Source organism: Streptomyces sp. PU-14G, assembly GCF_041028275.1.
In the GTDB taxonomy this organism is placed as follows: Bacteria; Actinomycetota; Actinomycetes; order Streptomycetales; family Streptomycetaceae; genus Streptomyces.
The window spans coordinates 1-10,695 of sequence record NZ_JASKYT010000255.1 but is presented as its reverse complement, the minus strand read 5'-3'; the positions used below and the strand labels follow the sequence as shown (position 1 = coordinate 10,695).

The window sequence follows — 10,695 nt, the reverse complement described above, 5'->3', positions numbered from 1 at the left end:
GGACGTAGGCGAGGGCCAGGTCGGGGCGGCGGGTGCGCAGGATGTGGCGGGTGGCGTCGATGATCCACTGCGAGGAGGTCAGGTCGGCGCCGGGGCCCCAGAAGGTGAACAGGGGGAAGTCGCCCAGTTCGGCCACGAGTTCGTCGTGCAGGTCGGGGGGCCGGGTGTAGCAGTCGGGTTCCTTGCGGCCGTCGGCGTAGTAGACGGGGCGCGGGGTGACGGTCCAGTCGGTGTCGGCGCCCATCGCGTACCACCAGCAGATGTTGGCCACCGTGTAGCCGGGTTGCCGTTCCCTGGCCGCGTGCCACAGCTTCTCGCCGCCGACCAGCGCGTTGTGCTGCCGCCACAGCAGGACGTCGCCGAGTTCGCGGAAGTACCAGCCGTTGCCGACGATGCCGTGCCCCGCGGGGAGCTCCCCGGTCAGGAACGTGGACTGGGCGGCGCAGGTGACGGCGGGGAGCACCGTCTGGAGGGGGGTGGAGGCGCCCTCCCGGGCGAGGGCGCGGAGGTTGGGCATCCGCTCCAGCAGGGCGGGGGTGAGCCCGACCACGTCGATGACCAGCAGCGGGGTGCTCATGGCAGCTCCTTGAGGCCGAGGCCGATGAGGAGGTCGCGGGCCGTGGCCAGCTCGGCGGCGAGGCCGTCGGCGAGCTGGGCCCGGGTGGTGGGGCGCAGCCCGGGCGGGAGCGCCTGCCAGGTGTAGGTCTCCACCTCCAGGTGCCGGGTCAGCGGTGTCGGGCCGCCGACCAGGTGGGTGAGGGCGGCGCGGAGCACGGGTGTGGTGGCGCGCAGCGGCTCGGCGAGCGGGGCGTGCAGGGGCACGTGGAAGTGGGAGCGCCAGGGCCCTTCGGTGGGCAGGGCGCCGGGGGCGAGCGCCCGGTCGAGGTCGTCGGTGGCGCGCAGGGTTCCGGCGGCGGTGAGGGCGCGGGTCTGGTGCAGGAAGCGCGGCTCGGCGAACTCGGTGAGCGCGTCGCGGACCTCGGGCCGCTCCGGGTGTTCGGCGTGCAGGGCGGCCGACAGCTGTGCCTTGACGACGGTCAGTCCGGCCTCGCCGAGCGCCGCGACCGCCTTGGCAGGGTCCTCGAAGGCGGTGGCCAGGTGGCAGGTGTCCAGGCAGACGCCGATGCGGTGCAGGGGCGGCCCTCCCTCGCCGGTCAGCGCCTGGATGGCGTCGGCCGTCGTCTCGACGGTGCAGCCGGGTTCGGGCTCCAGTCCGACGCGCACGGAGCGTCCGGTCAGCTCCTCCAGCGCGTCCAGCCGTCCGGCGAGGGTGTGCAGGCGGGTCAGCGCGCGGTGCCGGGCTTCGGCGTCGAAACCGGTGCGCCAGGCGAGCGGCAGTGTGGAGATGCTGCCCTCGTGGACGTCGTCGGGCAGCAGCGCCGTCAGCAGCCTGGCGAGGTCGGTGGTGTGGTCCAGGCGTGCGTCGTCGGTCCAGTCGGGGCGGTAGACGCGGTACTTGACGTGGCTGTCGCCGAAGCCCTGGTAGGGGAAGCCGTTGAGGGTGACGACCTCCAGGCCCGCCCGGTCCAGCCCGTTGCGCAGCCGGCGGACGGCCGCCGGGTCGTCGGTGAGGGTGCGGGCGGCGTCGCGGGCCAGCCACAGGCCGATGCCGAGCCGGTCGCGGTGGAGCCGGCGCCGTACCGGCTCCGCGTACTCGGTCAGTTGGTCGAGTACGCCGTCGAGCTGTTCGGCGGCGTGGACGTTGGTGCAGTAGGCGAGGTGGACGGTGGTGCCGTCGGGGTGCCGGAATCGCATGGCCGCGCTCTCCTCACTCTCCGCCGCGCAGGATCGAGTTGCCCTCGAACAGCTGCGCCCCGGGGGCCGTGGCGTCGAGGCGGAGCCGGCCGCTCTGGCCGTAGAAGGCGACCGGGTTGCGCCACAGCACCTGGTCGACGTCGTCCTCGTCGAATCCGGCGGCGAGCATCGCGTCGGCGACGTGCGCGGTCTTGAGCGGGTCGCTTCTGCCCCAGTCGGCGGCCGAGTTGACCAGCACCCGCTCGGTGCCGTGCACCCGCAGGATGCGCACCATCCGGTCGGGGTCCATCTTGGTGTCGGGGTAGATGGAGAAGCCGAGCCAGCAGCCGCTGTCGGCTGCGGGGCCGACCGTCGTCTCGTTGAGGTGGTCGAGCGCCACGAAGGCGGGCGGCAGCCCGGACTCGCGCAGTACGTCGAGCGTGCGGGCCAGCCCGGCCGCCTTGTCCCGGTGCGGGGTGTGCACCAGTGCGGGCAGTTCGTGCGTGCGGGCGAGCTCCAGCTGGGCGGCCAGCGCCGTGTCCTCCGCCGGGGTCATCGAGTCGTAGCCGATCTCCCCGACGGCGACCACGCCGTCCTTGAGGAGGTAGCGGGGCAGCTCGTCCAGGACGGGCAGGCAGCGCGGGTCGTTGGCCTCCTTGGGGTTCAGCGCGAGGGTGCAGTGGTGGGCGATGCCGTACTGGGCGGCGCGGAAGGGCTCCCAGCCCAGCAGTCCGTCGAAGTAGTCGTAGAAGGAGGCGGGCGAGGTGCGGGGCTGCCCGAGCCAGAAGGACGGCTCGACCAGGGCGCGGACCCCGGCGTCGTACATCGCGGCGTAGTCGTCGGTGGTGCGGGACGTCATGTGGATGTGCGGGTCGAAGATGCGGCGGATCGGGGACGGCATGGTGGGCGTCACGCTCCTCGCTTCGGCGGTCGCTCCTCGCTGTGGCGGCCGACGGGGCTTGCTACGACTCGGACCCCTCGGTGCGGTCCTGCGGGTGGTGCGGGCCCTGCGGGTGGTGCGAGCCGGCTGGACGGGCCGGGCGGGCCGGATGCTCGGCGAACCTGGCCAGGCGCAGGGCGTAGCCGAGGTCTTCGGGCACGGCGCGTCCCGCGGCGGTGCGCTCGCGGGCGTAGTCCTCCAGCATCCTGGCGAGTTCGCCGTCGCCCGCCGCCCGGTGTTCGAGCCCCGCGACGGCGGCCAGTGGTACGCCGGTGAACAGGCACTTGAGCACGCCGTGGCGCCACTGGTGGGCGTCGAGGTGAGCGGCGGCGTACGGGCCGAGCGCGGCGGCGATCAGCCGGGTGTCGTTGGCCCGCAACGCGTCCTCCACCAGCTGGAGGGCGGGCTCGGTCGGCGGTGGCGGGTCCAGGTGCGGCAGAGCCAGCAGGACGGCGCGGCGCTCGTCGGCCGAGCCGCGCCGGTAGAGCGTGGCGACGGCGTCGATGCCGGGCGCGGCGGCGTGCAGGATGAGGACGCGGGCCGCGTCGACGGGGTCGGGGCCCGAGCCGGTCCGCTGCTCCGTCGGGCGGCACCGGCGGCCCGCGGTGACGAAGTGCCGCTCCCACGGCGGCAGCCCCTGCCCGGTGCCGTGCTCGTCGGCGTCGGCCGCCTCGGACAGCGCCAGGTGCAGCCAGGCGCGCGCGTCCGGGGTCAGACGCAGTTCGAGACCGGTGCGGAGCGAGGCGAGCGGAGTCAGCATGGCGCGGCCTCCTGCCGTGGTGACGTGGCGTCGGCGGTGCGGGCGGCGGAGCCGACGGCCGCGGCCTCGCCACCGGTGCGGGCGCCGGACTCAGCGGTGGTGCGGGCGCCCGACTCAGCGGTGGTGCGGGCACCGGAGTCCGCTGCGGGGCGGGCGCCCGACTCCGCTGCGGTGAGGAAGGCCAGTGAGGCGGCGGCCCGCTCGGGGCCCGCGTGCGAGTCGCGGGGCAGCTCGACGGTGACCAGCCCGTCGTAGCCGACCTCGCGCAGCGCCGCCAGCACCGGCGGGAAGTCGATCTCTCCCTCGCCGAACGGCAGGTGCTCGTGCACTCCGCGTCGCATGTCCTCGATCTGCACGTGCCGCAGCCACGGCGCCGCCGCCCGTACGCAGGCGTCCGGTGGTGCGGACTCCAGGCACTGGCAGTGCCCGATGTCGAGGGTGAGGCCGAGCAGGGCGGGGCTGCCGAGCCCGGTGCGCAGCCGGTCGAATCCGGCCAGGTCGGCGAGCAGGTGGCCGGGCTCGGGCTCGACGGCCAGTGGGACGCCCGCTGCCTGCGCGGCGTCCAGCACCGAGCCGACGCCTTCCGCGAGGCGCCTCCAGCCCTCTTCCGGCGCGGTGCCGGCGGGCAGCTGCCCGCTGAAGCAGTGCACGGCGTGTGCCCCCAGGTCGGCGGCCACACGCACGGCCTTGAGGAGCAGTTCGGTCCGTGCGGCGCGGGCCTGGGCGTCCGGGTCGAGCAGCGTCGGATGGTGCTTGCGGCGCGGGTCGAGCACGTACCGCGCGCCCGTCTCGACGGTGACGGTCAGCCCGTACCTCTCCAGTGCCCTGGCCACTCGCGCGGTACGGGCGGCCAGGCCGGGGGCGAGCGGGTCGAGGTGCATGTGGTCGAGCGTCAGCCCGACCCCCGCGTAGCCGAGGTCCGCGAGGAGGCCCAGCGCGTCCTCCAGCCGCAGGTCGGCCAGCCCGTTGGTGCCGTACGCGTACCGCAGCGCCGGGGCCTGGGCCTGGGTCGGCTGCTGCGGGTGGTGCGTCTGCGGTGCCTGCGTCATGTGGGGCTGACCTTTCGGGACATGCGACGGGCGAGGGGCAGCAGCGCGAGCAGCGCGGCGGCCGTCAGTTCGCGCCCCGTGCCCCGCTCGCCGTCCGACGCGGCGGGGCGAACACCCCCGGCGCCGGCCGAGAGCGCCGCCTGGAGCGGGATCATGGCGCGGATGCCGCCGCCCACCGCCCGCTGGAGCAGCGGCGGGGAGGGGTTGAGCGCGGCGTGCAGCAGGGGCCGTGCGGCGGTCGCGGCGTACACGGCGCTCGCGGCCAGCGTCAGCGGTGTACGCCGCCGCGCCGTGCACGCGGCGATCGCCCCGACGGCGCCGAGCGCGGCGAGCGGCACCCCGGGCGCCCCGCCCTGCGCCTCCCGCCGGGAGACCGCGGTCACGGCGAGGGTGTGGCCGCCCATGAGCGCCGCCGCGCCCCACACGTCGCGGGCGCGCGAGGCGTCGCGGGCGCGGCGCTCACGCGCGCGCGGCGCGGCGGCGCTGCTCAGCGGGCGCGGGGCCGTGGTGCCGGCCGCCGCCGCCGCTCCGAGCAGGATGTCCAGGAAACGGGCCGTCGCCATGGCCGCGGGACCTGCCGGGGTGCGGTTGAGGCGCAGGTCGTAGGACCACACGGTGGCGGCCAGCGCGGTCGCGGTCGCGAGCGGGAGCCGCCCGGCGCGGGCCGCCAGCGCCAGGCCCGCCGCCGTCAGTCCGCCCGCTGCCGCGAGGGCCGCCGCCGGGCGGATGCGCCCTGACGGCAGGGGCCGCTCAGGCCGCTCGCGGGCGTCCTCCTCCCGGTCGGCCCAGTCGTTGAGCGCCATGCCCGCCTCGTACAGGCACAACGAGGACCCGGCGGCCAGCACGGTGCCCCGCGACGGGCCGCGGCCTGCGGCGGCCGTCCCCGCCAGTGCGTCTCCCGGCACCGTGAACAGCGCGGAGACGCGGAGGAGTTGCGCCCACGCGGACGCGCGCCCCTGCCCGCGCCCCGTCACGCGGCGTCTCCGGCGCCCGGGGTCAGACGCTCGGCCAGGCCGAGCAGCGCGCGCCACTGTCCGTGCAGGTCGGCGGGCCCGGTGTCGGGGTCCTTGAAGTAGAAGCCCAGGCCCTCGACGGGGCCCGTGAGGCGCTGCTCGTCGGCGCGCGCCAGCAGCCGGGCGAGGTCGAGGACGAGCGGCGCGGCGAGCGCCGAGTCGCAGCCCTGCCAGATGGTCTGGAGGATCATGCGGGAGCCGAGGAAGCCGTCGAAGGCGATGTGGTCCCAGGCCGTCTTCCAGTCGCCCAGCGCCGGGACGTCGTCGATGTGCACTTCTCCCTCGGGGAGCGCGCCCAGGTTGTCGGCGAGTACCCGCTCCTTGCCCGCGTTCTTGGCCGCTGCCGCGGCCGGGTCGGAGAGGGCCGCGCCGTCGCCGCCGCCGAGCAGGTTGCTGCCGGACCACGCCCGCACGGTCAGAGCCCGCTGCGCGAACATCGGGGCCAGGACGGACCGCAGCAGGGTCTGCCCCGTCTTGCCGTCCCGGCCCGCGTACGGGACGGCCGCGGCGCGGGCCGCCTCGGCCAGCCGGGGGTGGTGCAGCCCGGTGGACGGCGTGAAGTTGACGTACGGGCATCCGGCGCGGAGCGCCGCGGCGGCGTAGAGCGAACTGGGCGGAAGGGGGCCTTCGGGGTCGGCCGGATGGGGTTCCGTGCTGGCGACGTTGACGACGACGGTGCGGGCGAGGCCGTGTGTGCGGGTGAAGTCGGTGATGTCGTGCGCGTACGAGTCGATGAGGGCGTCCTCGCCGCTGCGGTCGCAGGCCTCGGCGGGCGCGCCGGGGCGGATCGCGGCGTCGGCACAGGCGAGTTCGGCACGGAGCGCGGAGGGGAGCCCGGGCGGGACGACTCCCGCCTCGGCGAGGGCCTCCGCCCGCTTGGGGAGGGGGCAGCTTGCCGTGTCGTGGCCGCCGAAGACGAGGGTGTCGAGGGGCGGAAGCGAGGCGCCGGCGAACGGGGGCGTTTCGGTCACCAGCCCTGTGGGTGGCTGGAGCTTCGCGGCGAGGGCGGCGGCGCCGGTGATCGTCGTGGTGGCTACGGACCCTCTGGCGCCTATGAGCCAGAGGCCCGTGCGCGGTGGTGTGCTCACGCTGTCCTCCCTTGTGCCTTGCCTGAGCGGTGCGGGGCGCCTGCGGCGGGCGGTCCCCTCTCCCGCCCCCGTTGCTCACGGGGAGCGCTTCGTGCGCTGCCCCCGGCGCCTTCGGTGCGTTGGTGGTGCGGTTGCCCGGCGGGTGCGGCCAGGTTGTGCCCGCCCGTTCCGCCCTGCGGAACGCCCGCCCACAACCGGTGGAACCGGCTGGAGCCCCCGGGGGCCGCTCGCGCGGCGGGCCCCCGGGGTGTGGTGCCGGGATCAGTCCAGTTGGCGTATGCGCACGTTGCGGAACGCCACCTCGTCGCCGTCTCCGTGGTTTTGGAGACCCACGTGGCCGTCCGCGAGGCTGCGTGCCGGATCGGTGTTGGTGTAGTCGTTGACGAGGGTGCCGTTGAGGTAGATGCGCAGACGCTCGCCCTCGACGCGGAGTTCGTAGGTGTTCCACTCCCCCGGCGGGTTGAGGGCCGCGTCCCGGGCGGCCAGGTCCGCGGACTGGAAGCCGTAGACGGAGCCCGTGGTCTTCTCGTCGGTGTCGGTGGCGTCGATCTGGATCTCGTAGCCGTTGTCGACGGCGGACCACGGGTCGTCGGAGGCGGGGAAGCCGACGAAGACGCCGGAGTTGTCGTCCCCGTCCTCGCTCGCCATCCTCCAGTCGAGTTTCAGCGAGTACGAGGAGAACTGGCGCTGCGCGTACCAGAGCAGGCCCATGCCGCCGCTGCTGGTGAGCGTCCCGTCCTCGCTCTCCTCGAACGTGCCGGGGCCCGCCTGCTTCCAGCCGTCCAGTCCGTTGCCGTCGTACAGCGGTGTGTAGCCGCTCTCGGGACGGCAGTCGGCCTGTACGGCTCCGGTGGCGTACCGGATGCCGCCCAGCAGGTGCTTGCGGAAGGCGGGGTCGGCGTAGGACTCCTTGGTGTGCCCCGCTCCGGTGTAGAAGGCGCGGCCCCCGGCGTACTCCTGGCACCAGGCGAAGGGGTGGTCCTCCCCCATGGTGCCGCCGGTGTAGGAGCCCTCGTCGAGGGTGGCCAGGACGTGGGCTCTCTCGCGCGGGTTGGAGCGGTAGTTGTACCACTCGTCGGTGCGCTCCCAGCTCTCGTCCAGGTGGGCGGTCGCCGGGTGGCCGCGGTCCTCGATCTCCATGGTGGCGGGCTGGACCGCCGGGTGGGAGGAGAAGTAGGCGCCGGCCAGGCCGCCGTACCACTCCCAGTCGTACTCGGTGTCGGCGGCGGCGTGCACACCGACGTAGCCGCCGCCCTTGCCGATGTACTTCTCGAACGCCTTCTGCTGCCGCTGGTCGAGCACGTCGCCCGTGGTGGAGAGGAAGACGACGGCGTCGTACCTGCGCAGATTCTTGCCCGTGAAGGCGGCGGCGTCCTCGGTCGCGTCGACGGTGAAGCCGTGCTCGGCGCCGAGCTGCTGGAGGGCCGCGATCCCGTCGGGGATGGAGTCGTGGCGGAATCCGGCCGTCTTGGAGAAGACGAGCACGCGCTCGCCCTCGTCGGTCTCAGGTTGCTGCGCCGCCTGGCTGGGGAGGGCGAACGCCCCGGCGAGGAGCGCTGCCGCCGCCACGGTGAGGCGGGTGCGGTATCTGCCGTGCCCGGTCATGCGCGTCCTCCCCTCATCCGGTGGTGACGGTGAAGCTGTCGAGATCGAAGAGGGCCCCATCGCCCCCGGTGAAGACGAGGTAGAGCTTGTCCGCGCCCTCGGGTACGCCGCTGATGTCGGTGCTCACGTCACTCCAGCCGTCGCTCGCGGTCACCTTCGCGGTGCCCAGGAGGGGGCCGTCGGGGGCGTTCGCGCGGACCTCGATGGCGCCGTCGGCCTTGCCGGCCACACGGGCGGTGAGCTTGCTGACGCCTGTCGGCGCGTACGGGTCGTAGGCGATCCACTGGCCGTTCTGCGCCCCCGTGACGGCCTTGCCGCCCTCGGCGCCCTCGGCGCTGCCCGCGGTGACGCCGTCGGCCGAGGTGGTGAAGTGCTCGGCCTGGCGGTGCTTGGGCTGCAGGATGCTCTGCCCGTGGCTGGTCAGCGGCGGCTGACCGTTCGCTCCGCTGTCGGTGTACGAGGCGTCGATGACGCCGAAGATGTTGGCGTTGGGGTCGTGCTCGCCGTCGGCCTGGGTCTTGAGGGTGCCCTCGCAGCCCTTGGCGGAGGTCATGGGGTGGCCGTGGCTGTCGTGCCCGAGGATGTAGTTGACCTCGACCTTGGAGCAGTCGATCTCGGACTCCTCCGGGTCGGTGACCTGCACCTGGAAGGGGATCTCGTCACCGAAGGCGAAGGGCTGGCCGTCCGCGGGGAGCTTCAGCTCCACCTTGGGTGCCGTGTTGCCGACGGTGACGTGGACACTGGCAGAGCCGGTACGCCCCGTGCCGTCCTCGGCGGTGACGGTCGCGGTGTAGGTGCCGTTCTCCTCGTAGGTGTGCGTGGGGTTCGCCTCGGTGGAGGTGGCGCCGTCGCCGAAGTCCCAGCTCAGTTTCAGCTCGTCGCCGTCCTCGTCGCTCGCCTCGGAGGTGAAGGCGACCTCGAGAGGCGCCTGCCCGTCACTCACGTCGCTGCCGGCCTCGACGAGGGGGCTGTGGCCCTCCGAGGCGTTCTCGATGCGGTAGAGCGCGGAGTTCTCGTCCCCGTTGAAGTAGCCGGTGCCGTAGTCGAGGACGTAGAGGGCGCCGTCGGGGCCGAAGTCCATGTCCATGACCTGGGTGCCGGTCCACGGGAAGTCGTTGATCTTGGTGACGTCGCCGTTGTCGCCCTGCTCGATCCGCTTGATCCACTGGCGGCCGAATTCGCCCGCGAAGAAGTCGCCGTCGAACTCCTCGGGGAACTTAGCCGGGTTGTCGTTCTTCGCGTCGTAGCGGTAGACGGGGCCGCCCATCGGGGACTCGGAGCCGTCGCCGAACTCGGGCACGGACGGGCCGTCGTAGGGAATCCAGGCGGCGTGGGCCGGCGGCAGGTCGGTCAGTCCGGTGTTGCGGGCCGAGGTGTTCTTCGGCGCCGCGCAGTCGAACTTCTCGCCGGAGGTGCCGGTGGCGAAGTCGTAGTCGGTGTAGGCGTCGTTGTCGCCGGTGCAGTACGGCCAGCCGAAGTTGCCGGCCTTCGTGACGCGGTTGAACTCGACCTGGCCCGCCGGGCCGCGGTTCGGGTCGGCCGTGCCCGCGTCGGGGCCGTAGTCACCGACGTAGACCGTGTCGGTCTTCTTGTCGACGGTCATCCGGAAGGGGTTGCGGAAGCCCATCGCGTAGATCTCGGGCCGCGTCTTGTCCGTGCCCTTCTTGAAGAGGTTGCCCTTCGGGACGCTGTAGGAGCCGTCCTTCTTGACCTTGATGCGGAGGATCTTGCCGCGCAGGTCGTTGGTGTTGCCGGCCGAACGCCGGGCGTCGAAGGCCGGGTTGCGGTCGGCGCGGTCGTCGATCGGCGTGAAGCCGTCCGACTGGAACGGGTTGGAGTCATCGCCCGTGGACAGCAGCAGGTTGCCCTTGGAGTCGAACGCGATGTCACCGCCGACGTGGCAGCAGGTGCCGCGGTTGGCGGGCACGTCCAGGATCTTCTTCTCGCTCGACTTGTCGAGCGTGCCGTCCTCCTTCAGCACGAACCTGGCCAGCCGGTTGACGCCCTCGAACTTCTCGAAGTCCTCGGCCGTGCCGCTGTCGGGGGCGTCCGTGGACGGCGTGTCCAGCGGGGGCGCGTAGTAGAGGTAGACGAACCGGTTCTTATTGAACTTCGGGTCGACGCCGACGCCCTGGAGGCCCTCCTCGTCGTGGTTGTAGACATCGAGAGTGCCGGCGACCTTCGTGTTGCCCTTCGCGTCGGTCAGCCGCAGGGTGCCTTCGCGGGCCGTGTGCAGGACGGAGCGGTCCGGCAGGACCGCCATCGTCATCGGCTCGCCCATCTCCTCCACGCCCTTGGCGAGCGTGACCTGCTGGAACTCGGTCGCCTCCGCGCCCTTCGCGGGCTGCGTCGCGGGGGCGGGTGCCGATGCGGCCTGGGCGCCCGCTGTCGCGGCGCCGGCTATGAGAAGCGCGCTCGCGAGGGACGCCAGGCCCGTGCGGAGTCTGCGGTGTCGTATGTGCACAGCGGTTCCTCCTGGGAGGTCCGGGGGTGTGACGGGTGGGGC

General features: G+C 73.6%; 9 protein-coding genes. All 9 read right to left on the bottom strand.

The window, feature by feature from the left end:
• A partial coding sequence (locus tag AB8Z75_RS24770; protein WP_369205597.1) for an alkaline phosphatase family protein occupies positions 1 to 577 on the bottom strand: 577 nt, incomplete at its 3' end.
• Positions 574 to 1,755: a metabolite traffic protein EboE gene (gene eboE, locus AB8Z75_RS24765; protein ID WP_369205595.1), complete on the bottom strand. Its 1,182-nt coding sequence runs from the start codon at positions 1,753 to 1,755 to the stop codon at positions 574 to 576. The genes AB8Z75_RS24770 and eboE, both read right to left, overlap by 4 nt.
• A gap of 13 nt (positions 1,756 to 1,768) precedes the next feature.
• Complete coding sequence (locus tag AB8Z75_RS24760; protein WP_369205593.1) at positions 1,769 to 2,635, bottom strand: TatD family hydrolase; 867 nt, start codon at positions 2,633 to 2,635, stop codon at positions 1,769 to 1,771.
• Between the two features lie 61 nt (positions 2,636 to 2,696).
• Positions 2,697 to 3,434 (bottom strand): EboA domain-containing protein, encoded by a 738-nt coding sequence (locus tag AB8Z75_RS24755; RefSeq protein ID WP_369205591.1) that lies wholly within the window; start codon positions 3,432 to 3,434, stop codon positions 2,697 to 2,699.
• Positions 3,428 to 4,483 (bottom strand): sugar phosphate isomerase/epimerase family protein, encoded by a 1,056-nt coding sequence (locus tag AB8Z75_RS24750; RefSeq protein ID WP_369205589.1) that lies wholly within the window; start codon positions 4,481 to 4,483, stop codon positions 3,428 to 3,430. Before AB8Z75_RS24750 ends, AB8Z75_RS24755 begins: the two co-directional genes overlap by 7 nt.
• Positions 4,480 to 5,457, bottom strand: coding sequence for an SCO3242 family prenyltransferase (locus AB8Z75_RS24745; protein WP_369205587.1), 978 nt, complete (start codon positions 5,455 to 5,457; stop codon positions 4,480 to 4,482). The genes AB8Z75_RS24750 and AB8Z75_RS24745 overlap by 4 nt, the downstream gene beginning before the upstream one ends.
• Positions 5,454 to 6,584, bottom strand: coding sequence for an inositol-3-phosphate synthase (locus tag AB8Z75_RS24740; protein WP_369205585.1), 1,131 nt, complete (start codon positions 6,582 to 6,584; stop codon positions 5,454 to 5,456). The genes AB8Z75_RS24745 and AB8Z75_RS24740 overlap by 4 nt, the downstream gene beginning before the upstream one ends.
• Positions 6,585 to 6,845: 261 nt before the next feature.
• On the bottom strand, positions 6,846 to 8,189 hold the full coding sequence (locus tag AB8Z75_RS24735) for a ThuA domain-containing protein (protein WP_369205583.1): 1,344 nt from the start codon (positions 8,187 to 8,189) through the stop codon (positions 6,846 to 6,848).
• A 13-nt stretch (positions 8,190 to 8,202) separates the two neighbouring features.
• On the bottom strand, positions 8,203 to 10,653 hold the full coding sequence (locus tag AB8Z75_RS24730) for a PQQ-dependent sugar dehydrogenase (RefSeq protein WP_369205581.1): 2,451 nt from the start codon (positions 10,651 to 10,653) through the stop codon (positions 8,203 to 8,205).
• Between the last annotated feature and the right edge of the window lie 42 nt (positions 10,654 to 10,695).

Excerpts from the sequence above, each read along its gene's own strand:
- eboE (WP_369205595.1), bottom strand. The coding sequence starts at position 1,755 with ATGCGATTCCGGCACCCCGACGGCACCACCGTCCACCTCGCCTACTGC.
- AB8Z75_RS24750 (WP_369205589.1), bottom strand. The coding sequence starts at position 4,483 with ATGACGCAGGCACCGCAGACGCACCACCCGCAGCAGCCGACCCAGGCC.
- AB8Z75_RS24735 (WP_369205583.1), bottom strand. The coding sequence starts at position 8,189 with ATGACCGGGCACGGCAGATACCGCACCCGCCTCACCGTGGCGGCGGCA.
- AB8Z75_RS24755 (WP_369205591.1), bottom strand. The coding sequence starts at position 3,434 with ATGCTGACTCCGCTCGCCTCGCTCCGCACCGGTCTCGAACTGCGTCTG.
- AB8Z75_RS24760 (WP_369205593.1), bottom strand. The coding sequence starts at position 2,635 with ATGCCGTCCCCGATCCGCCGCATCTTCGACCCGCACATCCACATGACG.